We start from the raw sequence: 21,143 nt of genomic DNA on the forward strand, positions 1-21,143 counted from the left end.
CGAATTGCCCGAAGGGTATCTTCATCGCATTTCCGAAGGCGTCCGTAGCTTCACCGGACCCGGCGCGGCCTGGGGCCGCGTTACCTTCGGCACACTCACCCATGACGTGCATACCGTTGAGCGGAAACGGAAAAATTCGGAAGGTTCCGCGAAGATAGGTAGAATACGTTTTTAACCAGCTTACGAAACAACATGTCTGCCAGCGCAGTGAATGTGAACCCCGGGCGCAACGTCGTCGTCGTGGGGACCCAGTGGGGTGATGAAGGCAAGGGCAAGATCGTCGACTGGCTGACGGACCACGCTCAAGGCGTCGTTCGCTTCCAGGGCGGTCACAATGCCGGCCACACGCTCATCATCGGCGGCAAGAAAACCATCTTGCGTCTGATTCCGTCGGGCATCATGCATCCCGGCGTCGCGTGTTACATCGGCAATGGCGTCGTGTTGTCGCCGGAAGCGTTGTTCAAGGAGATCGGCGAACTCGAAGCCGCCGGCGTCGACGTTCAGAAGCGCCTGTTCATTTCCGAAGCCGCCACCCTGATTCTGCCGTACCACATTGCCATCGACCAGGGCCGCGAAGCGCGCCGTGGCGCGAGCAAGATCGGCACCACCGGCCGCGGCATCGGCCCGGCTTACGAAGACAAGGTGGCGCGCCGCGGCTTACGCGTGCAGGACCTGTTCGAGCCGGAAGCTTTCGCCGAACGTCTGCGTGAAAACCTCGACTACCATAATTTCGTACTCACGCAATACCTGGGCGTCGCCGCTGTCGACTTCCAGCAAACGCTCGATACGATGCTGGGTTATGCCGACCGTCTGAAGCCGATGGTCACCGACGTGTCGCGCCGTCTATACGACGAAAACGCGGCCGGCAACAACCTGCTGTTCGAAGGCGCGCAAGGCACGCTGCTCGACATCGACCACGGCACCTATCCGTTCGTCACGTCGAGCAACTGCGTGGCGGGTGCAGCCACCGCAGGCGCGGGCGTGGGTCCGCAAAAGCTCAACTACATTCTCGGCATCACCAAGGCATATTGCACGCGCGTCGGTTCGGGCCCGTTCCCGAGCGAGCTGTACGACGCGGACAACGCCGCCCGTCAGGAAGCGATCGGCCTCGAACTCGCCACCGTCGGCAAGGAATTCGGTTCGGTCACCGGCCGTCCGCGCCGCACCGGCTGGCTCGACGTCGCCGCGCTGCGCCGCTCGATCCAGATCAACGGCGTGTCGGGCCTGTGCATGACCAAGCTCGACGTGCTCGACGGCGTCGACGAAGTGAAGCTGTGCGTCGGCTACACGGTCGACGGCAAGCACGTCGACCTGCTGCCGCGTGGCGCATCGGAAGTCGCGCGCTGTGAGCCGATATACGAAACCTTCGCGGGCTGGAAGGAAAGCACGGTTGGCATCAAGGAGTGGGACAAGCTGCCCGCCAATGCGCGTGCGTACCTCTCGCGCGTGCAGGAAGTCGCGGGCATTCCGATCGACATGGTGTCGACCGGCCCGGATCGCGACGAGACCATTCTGTTGCGTCATCCGTTCAAGGCTTAAGCCATGGTGCAGGGTGTACCCATGATTGCGATGAAAGATCCGCGCAACGACGACAAGAACCTGTGGGTCGGCTGGGACGAGTATCACCGGCTGATCGAACTGCTGGCGCTCGCCGTGCACGAGTCGGGCTGGAAGTTCGACAAGATCCTGTGCCTCGCGCGCGGCGGTTTGCGTGTCGGCGATCAGCTCTCGCGCATCTACGATCTGCCGCTCGCGATTCTCGCCACCAGCTCGTACCGCGAAGCGGCCGGCACGGAGCAGGGCGAACTCGACATCGCGCAATACATCACGATGACGCGCGGCGAGTTGCACGGCAACGTGCTGCTGGTCGACGACCTGGTGGACTCGGGCGTGACGCTGGCGCGCGTGCAGCAGCATCTGAAGGAACGTTACCCGGCTATCACCTCGGTGCGCTCGGCGGTGCTCTGGTATAAGGGCTGCTCGAAAGTAAAGCCCGACTATCACGTGCAGTATCTGCCCACCAATCCGTGGATTCATCAACCGTTCGAGGAGTGGGACACGGTTCGTCCGCACAACCTCGGCGCGTGGATCAAGCGCGGCACGGCGCAAGCGCAGGAGTCGCCGGAGGCGTGATGCGCACTTCGGCGTCGTACCTGTCGGGTCGCACCCAGAAAACGGAGTCCGGTTGGGCTCCGTTTTTTTGTGCGCGCCGTGCGCATATCACCGCGTGGCGCCTCGCCAACGGCGCAATGCCACACACTGCGGACCATACGCCTCGGGCGGCAGACGCACCCATATCGCAGTGCTACACTGCGCGGACCATCCACGTGGTGTATCCACAACAAGCCGGGCGGCATCGGGCGAGCAGTTTAGAATAGCGCTCGTTTTTTCCGCTCAGGGAACGGATTTCCACACGTTTATGACAGATACCAATCACGTGCACAAACAGCCTCTGCCTTCGCTCGCGATTGCAGCGATCGGAGTGGTGTTCGGCGACATCGGCACGAGCCCGCTGTATGCGCTGAAAGAGGCGTTCAGCCCGTCACACGGTATTCCTCTCACCGAGCAATCGATCCTCGGCGTGATATCGCTGATGTTCTGGGCGATCGTGATCGTCGTCGGCGTGAAGTACGTGTGGTTCGTGATGCGTGCCGACAACAACGGCGAAGGCGGCGTGCTCGCCCTGATGGCACTGGCGCTACGCTCGCTCGAAGATAAATCGAAAATGGCCGGCTTGCTGATGATGCTCGGCATCTTCGGCGCCTGCATGTTCTACGGCGACGCGGTGATCACGCCGGCGATTTCGGTGATATCGGCGGTGGAGGGCCTCGAAATCGCCGCGCCTAATCTGTCGCATCTGGTGGTGCCGCTCACCATCGTGATCCTCGTGCTGCTGTTCTGGATCCAGCGGCACGGCACGGCGATGGTCGGGCGCCTGTTCGGCCCGATCATGCTGGTATGGTTCGCGGTGCTCGCGGTGCTCGGTATCTGGCACATCACGCAGTCTCCGAACGTGATTCGCGCACTGAACCCGTACTATGCGTACACGTTCATGGCCACGCACGTGTTGCAGGCTTATGTCGTGCTCGGCTCCGTCGTGCTGGTGCTGACCGGCGCGGAGGCGCTGTACGCCGACATGGGCCATTTCGGCGCGAAGCCGATCCGCATGGCCTGGTATGCGCTCGTGATGCCGTCGCTGGTGCTCAACTATTTCGGTCAGGGTGCGTTGCTGATGCATGACCCCAAGGCCATCGAAAACCCATTCTTTTTGCTCGCACCGGATTGGGGCGTGCTGCCGCTCGTCGTGCTGTCCACGGTGGCGACCGTGATCGCGTCGCAAGCGGTGATTTCCGGCGCGTATTCGTTGACGAGCCAGGCGATCCAGCTTGGCTACGTGCCGCGGATGAAGATCCTGCACACGTCGGAACTGGCGATCGGTCAGATCTACGTGCCGGTGGTGAACTGGATGCTGCTGTTCATCATCTTGTGCATCGTGATTGCGTTCAAGAGTTCGGACAATCTTGCCGCCGCATACGGTATTGCGGTGACGGCGACAATGGTGATCACGACCATCCTCGCGTGCGTCGTGATGGTGAATGTGTGGAACTGGAACAAGTTCCTCGTGGCGTTGATCATCGGCGTGTTCATGGTGATCGATCTAGGCTTTTTCGGCGCCAATCTGCTGAAGGTCGAGGAGGGCGGCTGGCTGCCGCTCGGTATCGGCGCGTTGCTGTTCTTCCTGCTGATGACCTGGTTCAAGGGCAGGATGATCGTCAAGGAACGCACGGCCGCCGACGGCATTCCTCTCATGCCGTTCCTGCAAGGTCTGCTCGCGCACCCGCCGCACCGCGTTTCGGGCACGGCAATCTATCTGACCGGCAGCGATACGCTCGTGCCCGTGAGCTTGCTGCACAACCTGAAGCACAACAAGGTGCTGCACGAACGCACCATCTTCCTCACGTTCGTCACGCGCGACATTCCGTACGTGAACGACGCCGAGCGCGTGACCGTCAAGGACATCGACGGCGGTCTGTATCTCGTGAAGGCCGCGTACGGCTTCAATGAAACGCCGGATGTGAAGGCCGTGCTGCTCGAGGTGGGTCGCACGCACGACATGACCTTCGAGATGATGGACACGTCGTTCTTCCTCGCGCGCGAAACCGTGGTGCCGACGCAATTGCCGGGCATGTCGGTATGGCGCGAACGGGTGTTCGCATGGATGCATCAGAACGCCGCGAAGCCGACCGACTTCTTCAGTATTCCGGCCAATCGGGTGGTGGAGTTGGGGACGAAGATCGAGATCTGACGGCGGCGCTGCCGCTGAATGTTGAGCGCCTTTATGCCGAAGGCGCGCGCAACAAAAAGCCCACGCATTTGCGTGGGCTTTTTGTTGGAGGGTCGGGTTCGTGGCGCGGCTCATCGCCTTGTCGCGCCAACGCTCAACGCATGACGCTCAGCGCGTGAACGCATTCAGCGCATGAGCGAATCACGCACCGAACGCGCGAACTTACTTCTGCTTGAGCTTGGCGAAAGCCGCGGCCATTGCGCCGCCCGTTTCCGGCTCGCGCGAGCGCGGCTGTTGCGCGCCGCGCCCGCCGCCACCCGATCGGCCAGGGCCGCCGCGGTCCTGCTGGGCACCGCTACCGCCGCGCGGCGCCGCGGCTGCGCCGAACTCGTCGGCGAGACGCATGGTGAGTGCAATCCGCTGGCGCTTCACGTCCACCTCGAGCACCTTCACCTTGACGATCTGCCCGGCCTTGACGACTTCATGCGGGTCCTTGATGAACTTGGTCGACATGGCCGATACGTGCACGAGACCGTCTTGATGCACGCCCACGTCGACGAACGCGCCGAAGGCCGCCACGTTCGTCACGACGCCTTCGAGCACCATGCCCGGCGTCAGATCGCTGACCTTCTCGACGCCTTCGCGGAACGTCGCGGTCTTGAACTCGGGACGCGGGTCGCGGCCCGGCTTTTCGAGTTCGAGCAGAATGTCGCGCACGGTCGGCAACCCGAAGCGGTCGTCGACGAATTCGCTCGGCGACAGGCCGCGCAGCGCTTCGCGATTGCCCAGCACTTCACCAACGTGCTTGTTGATTTTCGCGAGCATGCGTTCGACGACCGGATACGCTTCCGGGTGCACCGACGAGCGATCGAGCGGATTTTCGCCGTTGTTGATGCGCAGGAAGCCTGCCGCTTGCTCGAAGGTCTTGTCGCCCAAACGCGGCACCTTACGCAGATGTTCGCGCGACGGAAACGGACCGTTCGCGTCGCGATAGTCGACGATATTGCGAGCCAGCGTCGCATTCAAACCCGACACGCGGGCAAGCAGGGCGACGGAGGCGGTGTTCGCATCCACGCCGACCGCGTTCACGCAATCCTCGACCACCGCGTCGAGCGAGCGGGCCAGTTCGCGCTGGTTCACGTCGTGTTGATACTGGCCGACGCCGATCGCCTTCGGCTCGATCTTGACCAGTTCCGCGAGCGGATCCTGCAGACGGCGTGCAATCGACACCGCGCCGCGCAGCGACACGTCCATGTCGGGGAATTCCTTCGCCGCCAGTTCGGAGGCCGAGTACACCGATGCGCCGGCTTCGGACACGACGATCTTCTGCAACTTGAACTCCGGATGACGCGCGATCAGTTCGCTCGCGAGCTTGTCCGTTTCACGCGATGCCGTGCCGTTGCCGATGCTGATCAACTCGGCCTGCGTCTGCGCGCAGATGCGCGCGAGTTTCGCGATCGAGCCGTCCCAATCGCGGCGCGGCTCGTGCGGGTAGATCGTGTCGGTGGCGAGCACCTTGCCGGTGCGGTCGACCACCGCCACCTTCACGCCGGTACGCAGGCCAGGATCGAGACCGATCACGGCCTTGGGTCCAGCGGGCGCGGCCAGCAGCAAATCCTTCAGATTGCGCGCGAACACGCGAATCGCCTCGTGCTCGGCTTCATCGCGCAGATTGGTCAGCAGTTCGTTCTCGAGGTGCGGCTGCACCTTGACGCGCCAGCACCAGCGGCACACGTCGGAGAGCCACTTGTCGGCCGGACGGTTCTGATTGGCGATGCCGAAGTGGCGCGCGATCAGCGCCTCGCCCGGATGCGGCACCTGCGCGTCCAATTCCTCGCCGAGGCCCAGCTTGACCATCAGCACGCCCGCGTTGCGGCCGCGGAACAGCGCCAGCGCGCGATGCGACGGCACGGTCTTGATGGTCTCGGCGTAATCGTAGTAATCGCGGAATTTCTCTTCTTCCGCGTTCTCCTTGCCCTCGACCACTTTCGACGACACCACGCCCTGGTTGAACAGGTAGTCGCGCAGCTTGCCGAGCAGGTCCGCGGTCTCGCCGAACTGTTCCGAGAGGATGTCGCGCGCGCCGTCGAGCGCGGCCTTGACGTCGGCGACGCCTTTCTCGGCGTCCACGTAGGCGGCCGCTTCGGTTTGAGGGTCGAGCAGGGGATTGGCGAGCAACGCGTCGGCGAGCGGCTGGAGGCCGGCTTCGCGCGCGATCTGCGCGCGCGTGCGACGCTTCGGCTTGTAGGGGAGGTACAGGTCTTCCAGCACCTGCTTGCTGTCCGCGCCTTCGATCGCGCTGCGCAGCTCGTCGGTGAGCTTGCCCTGTTCGTCGATGCTGGCGATGATCGCGGCGCGCCGGTCTTCCAGTTCGCGCAGATACAGCAGGCGTTCCTCGAGATTGCGCAACTGCGTGTCGTCGAGATTGTCGGTCACTTCCTTACGGTAGCGGGCGATGAACGGAACAGTCGCTCCTTCGTCGAGAAGTTGCACCGCGGCCGCGACCTGGCGCGGCTGGACGGACAGTTCGGCGGCGATGCGCTGTACGATCTTGAGTGCTACGGTTTCCGTCATAAGGTCTTGATGTTCCTGCGGACTCAGTCTAAGGCCGCGCGCTGATTGCAGAGGCGGGGCGCGTGGAGGGCGCGTCGGGCTGCGCGCCGCGGCCTGGTTGCTAGAGCGGGGCATTTTGCCATAAATGCCGGAGGGCTCAACCGCGGGGTGATAGAATTTCGGGCATGTTCCGCTGACCTTCTACGACGTTGCCGACCTCCTTGTCATTCAACCGCCTGGGCTCCTGCTTGGTCTCTCGCTTGTCACAACCGTTGACGTTCCTGTTGCCGCATTTGCAGCCGCTCATGGCGCGACTTTTGACAGGCTCGCCGCTTAGCGCGCCGAGGTCGGCGTCGCGGTCCGCGTCCAGATTCGGGCTCGTTTCCAATGGAGTGTTTTCCGGGTCGTGCGCATCGTGCGTCATGGCGGCAATGCTCGCCATGTCCGCGCCCGCTGCGGCGCAATCCGCAGCGCCGCTGGGCAGCAGCGCGACGCTGGCGGCGAGCGGTCCCGCAGCGGCCGCCACCGCGTCAGGCGTGCAGGCAGCCGGCGCGACAGGCGGCCCGAGCGCCGTCGGCGCGGATGCGGCATCCGACACCGCATCGCTGCACAGCGCATTCGACTCGCGGCAGCGGGTCCTCGATCAGCGCTCCGAGGAAAACAACTACCGCTATGCCGTCGCCGAACACAACTGCTACAGCAAGTTCTTCGTCAACCGCTGCCTGAACAAGGCGCGCGACAGCATGCGCACCGTGCAGGCCGACATTCGCAAGGAGCAACTCGCGCTCGACGGCGAACAACGCGCGTTGCGCGCCCGCGAGCGCGACGAACGGGTAGCGCTCAAGCGCGCTCAGGACGAAGCAAGCGCGCCCGAGCGCGCGGCGCAAGACGCGCGCAACGCGCAGGCGTATGAAGAGAAGCAGCGTCAGCACGAGCTCAACCAGGCGCAGCGCAACGCCGAGGCGCCGCAGCGCAGCGCCAACGAGCAGGCGTATCAGGAGAAGCAGCGTCAGCATGCACTGGAGCAGGCGCGGCGCGGCATCAGCCCGTCGCAAGCCACAGCTAATCAGAAGGCTTACGACCAGAAGCAGAGCGACTTCCAGCGCAAACTCGAGCAGGCGCGTCAGCAGGGCGCGCAAAAGGCTCAGGAGCGCACTCAGAAGCAGCAGAGCTTCGAGAAGAAGCAGGCCGATGCCGTCCAGCACAAGGCCGACGTCGAGGCACGCCAGAAGCAGGCTGCCGAGAAAGCCGAGCAGAAGCGTCAGGAACAGTTGAAACAGCAGCAGGAACTCGAGCAGCAAAAAAAGCAGCAGCAACAGCAGCAGTAGACGTGCTGTAGTGGGCTCGCGCAAGGTAGTAGCGGGGCCGCAGCCGTCGTAACGCGTTTTAAGCCGGACAGCAACCTCAGGCATCGGGCCGCACACGCGGTCCGCGCCGCAGACGAGAGGAGGCGAGCATGCGCGATCAACATCACGTCATCGACGCGAACACACTTCGCGACCGCATTCTGCAACTGGAATCGGAGCACAGTGGGCTCGATCGTTTGATCGACCGAATGTCGGATGAGCCCGGCATCGACGACTTCGAGTTGCAGCGCCTGAAAAAGCGCAAACTTAAGGTCAAGGACACCATCATCTTGCTGCAATTGCAGCTCGAACCGGACGCACGCGCCTGAGTTCGCGGCCTGGCAGGCGCCGGGCGCGCGCCGCGCGAGCCGGACTTTGCAGGAAGCGCTTGCCTTGAATTCACCGCTTGAAACTTCATCCCGTGCGACGAACGACGATCCGTCCGGCGGCGGCACGCCGCAAGTCGGCATGCCGTCGGCGCGTCCTGCCGCGTCTGCATTGAGCGCCGCATTGAATCCGCGCCGCGTCGCCGAACTGGACGAGATCTTCGCCGAGAACGGCTTGCTGGCGCGTCAGATCGACGGCTATCGCTCGCGTGCCTCGCAGATCGAAATGTCGCGCGCCGTCGCCGCCGCGATGGAAGCCTCGGGCCGTGCAATGCCGGAGCCCGCGATGTTCGACGCGCAAAAGCGTCCGGCGCGGCGTCTGCAGTCCCAAGCCGGCGATGCGGCGGCCGAGGTCGCTGCAAGCGATGAATCGAACGCACTCGACGGCAGCGAAAATACGCTGATCGTCGAGGCGGGCACAGGCACCGGCAAGACCTATGCGTATCTGGTGCCGGCCATGCTGTGGGGCGGCAAGGTGATCGTCTCCACGGGCACCAAGCACTTGCAGGATCAGCTCTTCCAGCGTGACATTCCGACGGTGCGCGACGCGCTCGCTGTGCCGGTGTCGGTGGCGATGCTCAAGGGGCGCGCGAACTACCTGTGCCATTACTATCTCCAGCGCACCGCGGATAACGGCCGTTTGCCGTCGCGCCAGGAGACCTCGTATTTGCAGGACATCGTGCGCTTCGCCAAGATCACGCGCACCGGCGACAAGGCGGAACTCGCGAGCGTGCCCGAAACGGCAGCGGTGTGGTCGATGGTCACCTCCACGCGCGAAAACTGTCTCGGCCAGGAGTGCCCGCACTACAAGGATTGCTTTGTGATGCAGGCGCGCCGCGAGGCGCAGCAGGCCGATATCGTGGTGGTCAATCACCATCTGTTTTTCGCCGACATCATGTTGCGCGATACCGGCATGGCTGAATTGCTGCCCACGGCCAACACCGTCATCTTCGACGAAGCGCATCAATTGCCGGAAACCGCCACGCTGTTTTTCGGCGAGACGCTTTCCACCGCGCAGTTCCTCGAACTCGCCCGCGATTCGGTGGCCGAGGGCCTCGGCCACGCGCGCGAAGCGGTCGACTGGGTCAAGCTCGGCTCGACGCTCGAGCGCGCCGCGCGTGATGTGCGGCTCGCCTTCAAGGAAGACTCGGTGCGTTTGTCGATCGGCCAGTTGCCCGACGATCACCCGCTATTCCCCGCACTCGAAACGCTGGACACCGAACTCGGCGCCTTGACGTCCGCGTTGGCGAATCAGGCCGAGCGAGCTGAATCGATCGGCGCGTGCTTGCGCCGGGCGCGCGAGTTGCAAGGCGTGCTCGCGGGCTGGACCACGCCGCCCACCGCGAGCGAGCGCGAAGCCGCCGACGTCGCGTCTGAGGACGGCAAGACCGGGCGCGCCGACCCGAATGAAAAGGTGCGCTGGATCGAAGTCTTCGCTCATACCGTGCAGTTGCATGAAACACCGCTGTCCGTCGCGCCGATTTTTGCGAAGCAGCGCGCCGGCGTGCCGCGCGCGTGGATCTTTACATCGGCCACGTTGTCGGTGCGCGGCGACTTCACCCACTACGCTGCGCAGATGGGCCTGAACGCGAAACGTTCGATGACATTGCCCAGTCCCTTCGATTACCCGGCGCAAGGGCTCCTGTATGTGCCGCGCAATATGCCGCAGCCGTCGTCGCCGATGTTCACCGACGCCGTGTTCGACGCCGCGTTGCCCGCGATCGAAGCATCGGGCGGCGGCGTATTCGTGCTATGCACGACGCTGCGCGCGGTGGACCGCATCTCGGCGAAGTTGCGCGACACGATTGAAGCGCGCGGCTGGAACAACCCGCTTCTCGTGCAGGGCGACGCGAGCCGCACCGAGTTGCTCGATCGCTTCCGGGCATACGGCAATGCGATTCTGGTGGGCAGCCAAAGTTTCTGGGAAGGCGTGGACGTGCGAGGCGATGCGCTATCGCTGGTGGTGATCGACAAACTCCCGTTCGCGCCGCCTGACGATCCCGTTTTGTCCGCGCGTCTCGATGCGCTCACCAAGAAGGGCTTGAGCCCATTCGCCGTCCATCAACTGCCGCAGGCCGTGATCACGCTAAAGCAGGGCGCGGGCCGTCTGATTCGCGCTGAGACCGATCGCGGCGTGCTGATGATCTGCGACACGCGCCTCGTCGACAAACCGTATGGGCGCCGCATATGGCAGAGCTTGCCGCCATTCAAACGCACGCGGGAGATCGAAGTGGTGCGCGAGTTTTTCGAAGAGAATGAAGATCACGCGGCGCGCGATCGATAAGCCTTTCGGCATTGAGTGAATACCGCTGTAAAAACGGCGCTCAAATGACAAAACGCCACGGATGTGAATCCGTGGCGTTTTGCTTTACCGCCCGGGAAATCGCGACGATCTCCCGATGCGGCTTTCGCCCAGAGGCGAACCCTACGCGACAGCTTACTGGCTTGCGCCCGAAGCCGGAGCAGCAGCCGAAGCAGCAGCGCCTGCATCCGAAGCAGCGGTCGTAGCCGAAGCAGCAGCATCGCTCGCAGCAGCAGCCGCACCCGAAGCAGCAGTAGCGGCGTCCGAAGCAGCAGCAGCCGGTGCCGAAGCAGCAGCTGCGTCGCTAGCCGGGGCAGCGGCTTGGTCGTTGCTCTTGTTGCATGCAGCCAGTGCCACGGCTGCCAACAGGGATGCTACGAGGAGGGATTTCTTCATGATCACGTCCTTTTATGGTTAAAGGTAAGCAACAGCGCAAAATAATACCGGTAATGTGCTCCAACACCGACCTGGGCCGCTGGTGGAGACGCTCTTTTCACGAGCTGGAATCTTCCCTACGGCTTGGGCGGAAATTATATGCACTTTCGTACTGACAATCCATAAATCCGGGGTCAATACGTTGTCTTTCTCATACAAAATTTCAACTGTACGGTATAGCAGGCCGGCGGAGTTACGCAAACTCGCCCACTTGTATCCAGCCCGCACAATACCACTCGTGTAGCAGTGCTGTCACCGACGAATCGTGCGAGAGTGTTACAAAGCGTTTCGCACTCAGACACCGGTGGTCGGCGAGGTCAAACAGCCATTTTTTTGCGCCATCGAATGCCGTTTCCTCTCCATTTACGAAGAAAAAACGGCGGTTGTACAACAAATTAGTCTTGCGGTCCAGCCTGACACCTAACTTCGATGCCTGAGCGACGAAACGTGCTTCATTGAGCGGTCTTTGCGGGGGATCAAAGACCACACTCGGCTTCGGTTCACTGAGATATGTACCCAGGAACGACGCGATGTCCTGCTCATTCCACTTGATGCGCGCAAGGATCGCGCCAACCCTTTCGATCAGCGCTTGGGGCAACGCCGCGGGACGCTTGACAGCGGGCTGGCCCGGATCGCGATATAGCGCTCCCGCGTAGCCCGTTGATTCGCCACGCTCGGCGAGATGATAGAGGAACTGCGCGGTCAACTCGCTCGCCGAAGGCGAGCGAAAACCGATCGAACACGTCATGCATTCGCCTTCGGCAACGCCGTCATGAGCGATGTGCGGCGGCAAATACAACATGTCGCCTGGCTCGAGCAGCCACTCCTCTTCCGGTTGGAAGTTCTGTAAAACCTTCAAGGGCAAACCGGGCTGCAGTGTCAGATCTTTCTGCGCTCCGATACGCCAGCGACGCTTGCCTTTTACTTGCAAAAGAAACACATCGTAGGAATCGAAGTGCGGGCCCACGCCGCCGCCGTCGGTCGCGTACGAAATCATCAGGTCGTCGAGACGCGCGTCCGGCACGAAGCGAAAGCGATCGAGCAACGCGCGTGCGCGGTCGTCGTAAAGATTGACGCCTTGCACGAGGAGCGTCCATGCACGCTGCTTCACCGACGGCAGTTCGTCGGCCGCGAACGGTCCGTGTTCCAACTGCCATTTATTGCGAAAGTGGGTGATTAGCCGCGCTTCGGCTTCGTCGCGATCCGCCAGTTCGAAAAACTCCTCGCGCGAGAGCGGCGCCTCGACGTTCGGAATCGCCTGGCGGATCAGGAAAGGCTTTTTTTGCCAGTACCGGCGCATGAATTGCGACGGAGTCAGGTTGCCGAGTAGCGGCGTGGGTGTGTCGGGCGAGGGTGGAAGAACAGGAAGCGCGGGCTTTGAAGTCGATGACGAATTGCGTGCCGCAGCAGCTTCGGCAGGGTGGTCAGTGGGCCGCTTGGGCATCGTATAATGTGAGTTGTATTCTGGAGAGTCGAATGAAAATCGCAAAGAACACCGTCGTGTCGGTCGCTTACAAGCTGTCGGATGCGCAGGGCAACCTGATCGAAGAAAGCGACGAGCCGATGGTCTATCTGCACGGCGGCTATGATGGCACGTTCCCCAAGATCGAGGAAGAGCTCGACGGCCACGAGGCCGGCTTCGAGACCCAGATCCAGCTCGAGCCGCAAGATGCATTCGGTGAGTACGATCCGGATCTCGTGAAGATCGAGCCGCGCAATCGCTTCCCGGAACCGCTCGAAGTCGGCATGCAATTCGAGGGCACGCCGGAAGAGGGCGACGAGGATCTCGATTCGCTGGTCTATGTCGTGACCGACGTCGCGGAAGACAAGGTCGTGCTCGATGGCAATCATCCGCTCGCGGGTATGGCGCTGCGTTTCGCACTCACGGTGAAGGACGTGCGTCCGGCTACCGAAGACGAAATCCAGCACGAGCATGCGCATGGCGCCGACGGCCTCGAAGTCCTCGATGAAGACGACGACGAAGCCGACGAAGGCAAGTCAGGGCCCACGCTGCACTGAACTCGCCGGCATGCCGGGCATGCCTGAAGAGGTGGCGCCCGGCGCGTGCGGCAAGACGGCGGAGGCGGGCGGTGCCGACATGGCAGGCCCGTATTCGCCGATTCCCTCGTTGTCCGGCATGCGTGGCTGCGGGTCCGGTTGAGGCTGCCCCGGCGTCTGAAAGAGCGGCGGCAATTCCGAGGCTGGACCGAGCGCGGGCACAGCCGGCATCGAGGCCGCCGGCTCGTCGCGCGGCATGACCGGCTGCGCAGCGGGCATCGGCATTTGCCTCGGCACGTCGCGAACGCTCACGCGGAACGGCGGTTTCCTGCCGAGATCCGCTTCAATCTGAATCCACTGGTTTTGACGATCATGCGGCGCGAGCGCCACACGCGTGAGGTTCGTCACCAGCATCCCCTTGTCGTTGCGTAGCGGCTGATCGATCACGAAGCCGGCGCCCGCGCGCTCGTCGTCGCAATGAATCACGAGCACTGGTCCGCGGAAAATCTGCGCGAGTTTGACGAGACTGCGTTTGATTTCCAGAAAACCGTCGCGGCGCACGTTGCGCGTAAAACGCAGCCACGCGAAACGATCGGGCCGTTCGTAACGTTCCGGGTCCGGGTCGCCTTGGATGAACACGACGATCGCGCGTGCGTCGCGGCGCTTTGCGAATTCCCCGGCGTGCTCGAGCCAGAACGCATTGGCGATCACGCGATCTTCGAATTCGCCGTTGCGCCCGCCCGCGGTCAGATAATGATTGTTTGGACTCGGCACATTCAGGCCGACGAACACCGTACCGCCCACTTGCCAGCGCACGTTCTCGCGATACGGACGAAAGCGTGACACTTCACTTTCGCGCGTCAGCGCAATCGGATTCTGGCCCATCGAGGTGGCGTCGGAGAAGAGCGTTTGACGCAACTGGTCGAGCCGTTCCACCGGATCGAAGCCACCGGCTTCGGCGGTCCCGCAGTCGGCCCAGTCATGTTGACCCGGAATGAAGAAGAGGGCGGGCCGTGACGTTTCGAGCAGCGCGTGGCGACGCTCATACAACGCATCGCGACAGGCTTCCTTCGCGCCCTTCAGATTGCCGTCGTAGACGATAAACGACACGTCGCGCTCGCGACCGATTGCATCGATCAGGCGTTGCGTGGGCGCTTCGTCGGCCGCGCTTTGCATCGTGCCCGCGATGACCGCGAACGAATAGCGTGGCGCTTCGGCATGCGCGGGCGCGGCGAACGCGAACGGCGCGCAGAGCACCAAAAGTGCGCGCAGCGCGGCCGGCGCTACGAGGCCGCCCATGAGCGAGAGGACGAGACTCAGCGCCGCGCGGGATTCGCGCGGGCGCGGCCGGTGGCTGTGTGCGTCAATGATCCGCATCCGGCGCGGCGGCCAGTTCATGCAGTTCGTATAGCAGATCGAGCGCTTCGCGCGGGCGCAGGTCGTTCGGATCGATTGCGCGCAAACGCTCGACAAGCGCTTGTACGGCAGGCGATGCGCTCGCCGCGTCGGGCCTGGCATCGCGTTCGTCGTCGGCGTCTTCGAGCAGCATCGGCATGGGCGCGGCGAACAGGTCGAGTTGCGGCGCGGGTTGCGCCGCTGATTGCTGTTCGAGATGCGCGAGGTGCTTGCGCGCCGCGCGAATCACCGCGTTCGGCACACCGGCGAGTTGCGCGACCTGCAAACCGTAGCTCTGATTCGCCGGGCCTTCGTTGACCGCATGCAGGAACACGATGCCGTGCGCGCCATGCTCGACCGCCGACAAGTGGACGTTGGCCGCGCTCGGAAACTCGGCGGGCAACTGGGTCAATTCGAAGTAATGCGTGGCGAACAGCGTATGGCAATTGTTGTGCGCGAGCAGATGCCGGGCGATGGCCCAGGCGAGCGCAAGGCCGTCGAACGTCGACGTGCCGCGGCCGATTTCGTCCATCAGCACGAGGCTTTGCGGTGTCGCGTCGTTCAGGATCGCGGCGGCTTCCGTCATCTCGACCATGAAGGTCGAGCGGCCGCCGGCCAGATCGTCGGCCGCGCCGATTCGCGTGAAGATGCGGTCGATCGGTCCGAATGCCGCGCGCCGCGCCGGCACGTAGCTGCCGACATACGCGAGCAGGGCGATCAGCGCGGTCTGCCGCATGAAGGTCGATTTACCGCCCATGTTCGGGCCGGTGATCAGCAGTAATTTGCGTTCGGGCGTGAGGGTGCAGTCGTTGGCGATGAACTGCTCGACCTGCGCCTCGACCACCGGATGGCGGCCCTGTTCGATGTCGATGCCGGCGTCCCGCGAGAACGACGGCGCGACCCAGTCGAGCGCGCGAGCGCGTTCGGCGAACGCCGCCAGCAGATCGAGTTCGGCGAGCGCCGCGGCGACGCGCTGACAGTCGGGGATGAAGGGCAGCAGCGCTTGCAGCAACGCGTCGTAAAGCGAACGCTCGCGGGCCAGCGCCCGTTCCTGCGCGGACAGCGCTTTGTCCTCGAAGGTTTTCAGCTCCGGCGTGATGTAGCGCTCGGCGTTCTTCAGCGTCTGACGGCGGCGATAATCGTCGGGCACCTTGTCGGTCTGGCCGCGCGTGACTTCGATATAGAAGCCGTGCACCTTGTTGTACTCGACGCGCAAATTGCCGATACCGGTGCGCGCCCGCTCGCGCGTTTCCAGGTCGATCAGGAATTGGCCGCAGTTCTCTGAAATATCCCTCAGTTCATCCAGTTCCGCGTCGTACCCGCGCGCGATCACGCCGCCGTCGCGCACCATCGCGGACGGCTCCTGCGCTACCGCGCGCTGAAGCAGTTCGACGCACGCTTGTGGCGGCACGAGCGACGCGTCGATGCGCGCGAGCGAATCCGCATTGGACGAAACGGCCGAGAGTTGCGTGCGCAACTCGGGCAACGCGATGAACGTGTCGCGCAGACTCGACAGATCGCGCGGCCGCGCCGACAGCAGCGCGAGACGCCCGGTAATCCGCTCGATGTCGGAAATCTGCCGCAACGCGCCGCGCAGCGAATCGACGTCCGTACCCGGCGGCGCGTCGAGCAATGCGCCGATTGCCTGCTGACGCGCCTGCGCCACGGCGGATTCGCGCGGCGGATGATGCAGCCAGTGACGCAGCAGGCGACTGCCCATGGTCGTGCAGCACGTATCGAGAAGCGAACACAGCGTGGGCGATTCCGTGCCGCGCAGTGTTTCGGTGAGTTCCAGGTTGCGGCGCGTGGCGGGATCGAGGCCGATGTACTCGGATTCGTATTCGACCTTGAGGCTGCGCACGTGGCGCAATTGCTGGCCTTGGGTGGCCGCCGCGTACAACAGCAGCGCGCCCGCCGCGCCGCATGCGCAGGTCAGCGAATGAGCGCCGAAACCGTCGAGGCCCGCCACTTCCAACTGGTCGCACAGACGCTGCGTGCCGGACGCGATGTCGAAGTGCCAGGCCGGTACGCGGGTGAGGGCGCCCGCATTGACGGGCGGCGCCCAGCTAACCGAATCGGAGGGCGTGTCGGCCACCAGGATTTCCGCCGGACGAATCCGCTCGAGCGCGGCCGCGACCTGGTCGGGCGCGACTTCCGCGAGGCGCAACGCGCCGCTCGCCAGATTCAGCCACGCGAGTCCGACGCTCGTGGCGACGCCGCGGCGATTGTGCGCGACGCACAGCGCCATCAGGTACACATCGCTCTTATCGGAGAGCAGCGCGGCGTCTGTCAGCGTGCCGGGCGTGACCACGCGCACCACTTTGCGCTCGACCGGACCTTTCGACGTAGCCGGGTCGCCGATCTGTTCGCAAATGGCGACGGATTCGCCGAGCTTCACGAGCTTGGCCAGATACTGTTCGACCGCGTGATGCGGCACGCCCGCCATCTTGATCGGATTGCCCGCCGACGCGCCGCGTTGCGTGAGGGTGAGATCGAGCAGGCGCGCGGCTTTTTCCGCGTCTTCGAAAAAGAGTTCGTAGAAGTCGCCCATCCGGTAGAACACCAGCGTGCCCGGATGTTCCGCCTTGATGCGCAGGTACTGCTGCATCATCGGCGTGTGCTGGGCGACGTCGTTGGCTGCTGCGGTTTGAATACCCATCCCAAGTGTCTTTTGCGTTAGCTGTTCAGGGCGTGAGTTTAACCTGCCGACGCCGCGAGCGGACCCTGGCCGAACGGCCGATCGGCTGGGCAGACCGCAGGCCGACGCGACAATCGCCGCGTGCACCGGGCCGTGGTCGCCGCTCGCCGCGACGCCGTCACTCTGTCACTCTTCCACCAGCGCGCGCATATCCACCGTGCGTTCGTTCGTCGCGCTGCGCCGTTTGGCCAGCCACATCATCAGCGTGATGAAGCAGCCGAACACGACAATGATCCATTGCGCCGGCATTTTCGCGGTGAGCAGCAATGCGTACACGCCGAGCATCAGCAGCACGGCCAGGTTCTGGTTGAAATTCTGCACGGCGATCGAATGTCCGGCGGAAAGCAACGTCGCGCCGCGATGCTGAAGAATCGCGTTCATCGGCACGATGAAAAAACCGGATAGCGCGCCGAGCAGGATCATCAACGGATAGGCAAGCAGGATATAGACCGGTGCGACGTACGAGCCGATGTGAATGCCCGCGCCGGCGGGAAACAGGTCCTTGTTGTAGAACGCCATCGCGATCGCCACCGCGCCGGTCAGAATGCCGACCGGCAGCACGCGCAACGAGCCGCGCAACGGAATGAAGGCGGCCGCGGCGGCCGCGCCGAGCGCGATGCCGAGCCCCGTGACGCCCTGCATCACCGCGGCCTTCGACAGCGACAGCCCGAGGTTCACGTTGGCCCATTTGAGCACCAGCAACTGCAGCGTCACCGCGCCGCCCCACATCAGCGTCGTGACCCACAGCGCGATCTGCGCGAGCTTGTCGGCCCACAGCACGTGAAAGCAGTGATGGAAGTCGCTGACCAGCTTGCCCGGCTCGGCGAGGCGGTTTGGATAGCGCGCGCCGGTGTCGGGAATGAAGACGTTGATGGCCGCCGCGATCGCATAGGTGATCATCACCGCGAACATCGCCAGATCGGCGGAGGAGCGGATCAGCGGCAGATGCGCGTGCGCGACGAATTTATCGGCGAAGCTGCTGATCAGTGCGCCGCCCACCATCGTGCCGACGATGGTCGACAGCACGGTGGCCGATTCGAGCCACGCGTTCGCCTTGACGAGTTTTTCCGCGGGCAGCAGTTCGGTGAGAATGCCGTACTTGGCCGGCGAATACGCGGCCGCGCCGAAGCCGACCACGCCGTACGCGATCATCGGGTGGACGCCCGCGATCATCATCAGGCAGCCGCTCGCTTTCAACGCATTGGAGATGAACATCACGTGCCGCTTTTGCAATGCGTCGGCGAATGCGCCCACGAACGGTGCGAGCAACACGTAGGAGACGGTGAAGAAAATCTGCAGCAGCGGCGTGACCCAGGCGGCCGAACGAATCACCGATAGCAACGCGATGGCGGCGATCAACAGGGCATTGTCCGCGAGCGACGAAATGAACTGCGCCGCGATGATCGTGTAGAAGCCTTTTTTCATGAAGCGGATGGGAAGCTGCGCGCAAATCTGGCGCAAAGCGGGGTCGGTGAGGATGCGCGAAACGCAGCCGGCAAGCGGACGGCCGGCGCGGCTTCCCGCTTTGTAGCATGAACGCGTGCGGCATGCAGGCTCGCAAACACAAAAGCGGCCGAAGCCGCTTGTGTGTTCAGGTGCGTCGCGTTCCAGAAACCTTGACTGAACGGCACGAGCCGGCCTTGACAGCCGGCTCGGCAAGACGCCTTAAGCCGGTTGCTGGCGCGTGCGGCTGTAGCGCGACAGGATCGGGACCATCTGCGCATAGATCTTCGGGTTGCCCGCGACGATTTCGCCGACGTGCAGGAAGTTCGAATCGCCCGTGTAGTTGCCGACCAGACCGCCGGCTTCCGTGATCAGCAGGCTGCCCGCGGCGACGTCCCACGCATTCAGGCCTTGCTCGAAGAAGCCGTCCATGCGACCGGCCGCGACATTGGCGAGATCGAGCGCGGCGGCGCCCGGACGGCGCAGGCCGGCGCAAGCCGTGGTCATTTCGGCGAACTGGCGGCCATACGCTTCAAGGCCGTCCGTTTCGCGGAACGGGAAGCCCGTGCCGATCAGGCCGTCGGCCAGACGGTCGCGCTTGCCCACGCGGATGCGGCGGTCGTTCAGGAATGCACCACGGCCGCGCGAGGCGGTGAACAGATCGTTGCGGGTCGGATCGTAGATTACCGCCTGGGTCACGATGCCCTTGTGGGCGAGCGCGATCGACACGCAGTAATACGGAAAACCGTGGATGAAATTGGTGGTGCCGTCGAGCGGATCGATGATCCACTGAAATTCGGATTCGTTGTCCGACTTGCCGGATTCTTCCGCGAGGATCGCGTGCTCGGGGTAGGCGGTCTTGAGCGTGTCGATGATCGCCGCTTCGGACGCTTTGTCGATCTCCGTGACGAAATCGTTGTGCTGTTTCTTGCTGACCTGGATGAGATCGAGATCGAGCGATGCGCGGTTGATGATCTGGGCTGCGCGGCGCGCGGCCTTCACAGCGATATTGAGCATGGGATGCATGAGACTGGATCCTTGTGCCGGGGCAGCGCGGCTGCTTGCCGGTAATTGAGCGCTAAGCGTGCGCTGATTGGGCGCCACCGAGAGGCGCTGAAACAACACGGAACGCCCGCCCGATACAGGACCCGGTGCGCATTCCGCCGACGGAGACGAATTGAATAAGAACGAGGCGCCCGTGCATGGCCGGACGCGAATCGCGCTATTTTACCTGAGTCCGGGCGTCGAGGCGGTGCGCTTTGCATGGGGTGTCGTCGGGAATGCGCCGCGCGGCCCGGAACGCGCAAATTCTCGCGGCGTCCTTGCGCAAGCCGCGCCTTCGATTCATCCGCATCCACGCGCAATTCGGAGCCGCAGCGGGGTTGGCGCTACCATACGCGTTCTTTAGCTTGCAGAACGCCACCGTGGACCACACCCACTATTCTTCCGATCCCGCCGTGGCCGAGTTGCGCGGCGGCTTCACCTCGACGCGCTTCGTGCTCGTCGAGCCGAGCCATCCGGGCAATGTCGGCGCGGCGGCGCGCGCGCTGAAAACCATGGGGTTCTCGCGTCTCGTGCTGGTGTCGCCGCGCGTTGCGCACGTGCAAAGCGATCCGGAAGCCATCGCGATGGCGAGCGGCGCCGACGACGTGCTGGCGTCCGCGCATGTCGTGCCGACGCTCGCCGAAGCCTTGAGCGGCGTGCATTGGTCGGTCGCGCTGACCGCGCGGCTGCGCGAATACGGACCGCCCCAATGGACGCCGCGCGCCGCGGCCGGTGTCGCGCGCGAACAGGCGGGGCATGGCGAGATCGCGCTGGTGTTCGGCAACGAGCGCACGGGTCTGTCGAACGAGGACGTGGAGCGTTGCAGCGCGCTCGCGCATATCCCGGCCAATCCGGCCTACAGTTCGCTCAATCTCGCGCAAGCCGTGCAGGTGCTGGCGTATGAATTGCGCACGGCCTATCTATCCGCGGATGAAGCATCGAGCGCGGCGTCCGCAGTGGCACTAACGGCTGCGGGGCAGGGCGAGCCGGCCGGCCCGCGGGCGGCGAGCGACGAAATCGAAAGCATGTTCACGCATCTGGAAAGCGCGCTGGTTGCGCTCGACTTTCTCGATCCCGCCAATCCGAAGAAACTGATGTCGCGCTTGCGTCGCCTCTTCGCGCGTTCCGGGTTGGAGCGTGAGGAAGTCAATATCGTGCGCGGCATCGCCAAGCACATTCTGTTGAAGACCAAACGTCCCGGCGGCGACGGCGCGTGAGGACGCGTAAGGACGCATAAGGACGCATAAGGACGCATAAG

The 21,143-nt window shown here is 63.7% G+C and carries 16 protein-coding genes; 8 read left to right on the forward strand and 8 right to left on the reverse strand.

From position 1 onward, the window contains the following. Positions 1-192: 192 nt before the first annotated feature. The 3 genes from CUJ90_RS06455 to CUJ90_RS06465 all read left to right on the forward strand — a co-directional run bounded on the left by CUJ90_RS06455 (position 193) and on the right by CUJ90_RS06465 (position 4,306). Complete coding sequence (locus tag CUJ90_RS06455) at positions 193-1,539, forward strand: adenylosuccinate synthase (protein WP_073427597.1); 1,347 nt, start codon at positions 193-195, stop codon at positions 1,537-1,539. Positions 1,540-1,542: 3 nt separating this feature from the next. Next, a complete protein-coding gene (locus tag CUJ90_RS06460; RefSeq protein ID WP_073427598.1) occupies positions 1,543-2,133 on the forward strand; it encodes a phosphoribosyltransferase in 591 nt (196 codons plus the stop codon). A gap of 286 nt (positions 2,134-2,419) precedes the next feature. Next, positions 2,420-4,306, forward strand: a complete 1,887-nt coding sequence (locus CUJ90_RS06465; protein WP_073427599.1) for a potassium transporter Kup — start codon at positions 2,420-2,422, stop codon at positions 4,304-4,306. Between the two features lie 201 nt (positions 4,307-4,507). Here the strand turns inward: CUJ90_RS06465 and CUJ90_RS06470 are convergent, their stop codons facing one another. Next, on the reverse strand, positions 4,508-6,859 hold the full coding sequence (locus CUJ90_RS06470; protein ID WP_114162227.1) for a Tex family protein: 2,352 nt from the start codon (positions 6,857-6,859) through the stop codon (positions 4,508-4,510). 136 nt (positions 6,860-6,995) lie between these two features. Beyond that, positions 6,996-7,280 carry a hypothetical protein gene (locus CUJ90_RS32800; RefSeq protein WP_167363268.1) on the reverse strand — a complete coding sequence of 95 codons (285 nt, stop codon included), beginning with the start codon at positions 7,278-7,280 and terminating at the stop codon, positions 6,996-6,998. On the opposite strand from CUJ90_RS32800, the gene CUJ90_RS06480 reads away from it, so the two are divergent. The 3 genes from CUJ90_RS06480 to yoaA all read left to right on the forward strand — a co-directional run bounded on the left by CUJ90_RS06480 (position 7,279) and on the right by yoaA (position 10,854). Next, entirely contained in the window at positions 7,279-8,166 is an 888-nt protein-coding gene (locus CUJ90_RS06480; protein WP_235004808.1) for a hypothetical protein, read from the forward strand. The genes CUJ90_RS32800 and CUJ90_RS06480 overlap by 2 nt on opposite strands. Before the next feature lie 128 nt (positions 8,167-8,294). Next, positions 8,295-8,513, forward strand: a complete 219-nt coding sequence (locus CUJ90_RS06485; protein WP_073427603.1) for a DUF465 domain-containing protein — start codon at positions 8,295-8,297, stop codon at positions 8,511-8,513. 64 nt (positions 8,514-8,577) lie between these two features. Beyond that, positions 8,578-10,854: a DNA repair helicase YoaA gene (gene yoaA / locus CUJ90_RS06490; RefSeq protein ID WP_114162229.1), complete on the forward strand. Its 2,277-nt coding sequence runs from the start codon at positions 8,578-8,580 to the stop codon at positions 10,852-10,854. A gap of 153 nt (positions 10,855-11,007) precedes the next feature. On the opposite strand, the gene CUJ90_RS33170 is transcribed toward yoaA, so the two are convergent. Together CUJ90_RS33170 and CUJ90_RS06505 are read right to left on the reverse strand one after the other, a co-directional pair. Continuing rightward, a complete protein-coding gene (locus CUJ90_RS33170; RefSeq protein ID WP_073427605.1) occupies positions 11,008-11,268 on the reverse strand; it encodes a hypothetical protein in 261 nt (86 codons plus the stop codon). Positions 11,269-11,500: 232 nt separating this feature from the next. Continuing rightward, entirely contained in the window at positions 11,501-12,751 is a 1,251-nt protein-coding gene (locus CUJ90_RS06505; protein ID WP_114162230.1) for a cupin domain-containing protein, read from the reverse strand. 32 nt (positions 12,752-12,783) lie between these two features. Here CUJ90_RS06505 and CUJ90_RS06510 point away from each other — a divergent pair, with 32 nt between their 5' ends. Beyond that, a complete protein-coding gene (locus CUJ90_RS06510; RefSeq protein WP_073427607.1) occupies positions 12,784-13,326 on the forward strand; it encodes an FKBP-type peptidyl-prolyl cis-trans isomerase in 543 nt (180 codons plus the stop codon). Here CUJ90_RS06510 and CUJ90_RS06515 read toward each other — a convergent pair. The 4 genes from CUJ90_RS06515 to CUJ90_RS06530 all read right to left on the reverse strand — a co-directional run bounded on the left by CUJ90_RS06515 (position 13,306) and on the right by CUJ90_RS06530 (position 19,867). Then, positions 13,306-14,682, reverse strand: a complete 1,377-nt coding sequence (locus CUJ90_RS06515; protein WP_208645249.1) for a hypothetical protein — start codon at positions 14,680-14,682, stop codon at positions 13,306-13,308. The two genes, CUJ90_RS06510 and CUJ90_RS06515, sit on opposite strands and share 21 nt — an antisense overlap. Next, the gene (gene mutS, locus CUJ90_RS06520) at positions 14,669-17,359 is read right to left on the reverse strand and encodes a DNA mismatch repair protein MutS (protein ID WP_114162232.1); all 2,691 of its coding nucleotides are present in this window, start codon (positions 17,357-17,359) and stop codon (positions 14,669-14,671) included. The genes CUJ90_RS06515 and mutS overlap by 14 nt, the downstream gene beginning before the upstream one ends. Before the next feature lie 165 nt (positions 17,360-17,524). Beyond that, on the reverse strand, positions 17,525-18,823 hold the full coding sequence (gene lplT / locus CUJ90_RS06525; RefSeq protein ID WP_073427704.1) for a lysophospholipid transporter LplT: 1,299 nt from the start codon (positions 18,821-18,823) through the stop codon (positions 17,525-17,527). A 240-nt stretch (positions 18,824-19,063) separates the two neighbouring features. After that, positions 19,064-19,867 (reverse strand): inositol monophosphatase family protein, encoded by an 804-nt coding sequence (locus tag CUJ90_RS06530; protein WP_073427610.1) that lies wholly within the window; start codon positions 19,865-19,867, stop codon positions 19,064-19,066. 398 nt (positions 19,868-20,265) lie between these two features. On the opposite strand from CUJ90_RS06530, the gene CUJ90_RS06535 reads away from it, so the two are divergent. Further along, positions 20,266-21,102 (forward strand): RNA methyltransferase, encoded by an 837-nt coding sequence (locus CUJ90_RS06535; protein ID WP_114163467.1) that lies wholly within the window; start codon positions 20,266-20,268, stop codon positions 21,100-21,102. Positions 21,103-21,143 lie beyond the last annotated feature (41 nt).

It is taken from the genome of Paraburkholderia terricola (assembly GCF_003330825.1).
Lineage (GTDB): Bacteria > Pseudomonadota > Gammaproteobacteria > Burkholderiales > Burkholderiaceae > Paraburkholderia > Paraburkholderia terricola.

Excerpts from the sequence above, each read along its gene's own strand:
- CUJ90_RS06530 (WP_073427610.1), bottom strand. The coding sequence starts at position 19,867 with ATGCATCCCATGCTCAATATCGCTGTGAAGGCCGCGCGCCGCGCAGCC.
- lplT (WP_073427704.1), bottom strand. The coding sequence starts at position 18,823 with ATGAAAAAAGGCTTCTACACGATCATCGCGGCGCAGTTCATTTCGTCG.
- CUJ90_RS32800 (WP_167363268.1), bottom strand. The coding sequence starts at position 7,280 with ATGGCGAGCATTGCCGCCATGACGCACGATGCGCACGACCCGGAAAAC.
- CUJ90_RS06465 (WP_073427599.1), top strand. The coding sequence starts at position 2,420 with ATGACAGATACCAATCACGTGCACAAACAGCCTCTGCCTTCGCTCGCG.
- CUJ90_RS06480 (WP_235004808.1), top strand. The coding sequence starts at position 7,279 with ATGTCCGCGCCCGCTGCGGCGCAATCCGCAGCGCCGCTGGGCAGCAGC.
- CUJ90_RS06470 (WP_114162227.1), bottom strand. The coding sequence starts at position 6,859 with ATGACGGAAACCGTAGCACTCAAGATCGTACAGCGCATCGCCGCCGAA.
- CUJ90_RS06485 (WP_073427603.1), top strand. The coding sequence starts at position 8,295 with ATGCGCGATCAACATCACGTCATCGACGCGAACACACTTCGCGACCGC.
- CUJ90_RS33170 (WP_073427605.1), bottom strand. The coding sequence starts at position 11,268 with ATGAAGAAATCCCTCCTCGTAGCATCCCTGTTGGCAGCCGTGGCACTG.
- CUJ90_RS06505 (WP_114162230.1), bottom strand. The coding sequence starts at position 12,751 with ATGCCCAAGCGGCCCACTGACCACCCTGCCGAAGCTGCTGCGGCACGC.
- CUJ90_RS06510 (WP_073427607.1), top strand. The coding sequence starts at position 12,784 with ATGAAAATCGCAAAGAACACCGTCGTGTCGGTCGCTTACAAGCTGTCG.
- CUJ90_RS06515 (WP_208645249.1), bottom strand. The coding sequence starts at position 14,682 with ATGCGGATCATTGACGCACACAGCCACCGGCCGCGCCCGCGCGAATCC.
- CUJ90_RS06460 (WP_073427598.1), top strand. The coding sequence starts at position 1,543 with ATGGTGCAGGGTGTACCCATGATTGCGATGAAAGATCCGCGCAACGAC.
- CUJ90_RS06455 (WP_073427597.1), top strand. The coding sequence starts at position 193 with ATGTCTGCCAGCGCAGTGAATGTGAACCCCGGGCGCAACGTCGTCGTC.
- mutS (WP_114162232.1), bottom strand. The coding sequence starts at position 17,359 with ATGGGTATTCAAACCGCAGCAGCCAACGACGTCGCCCAGCACACGCCG.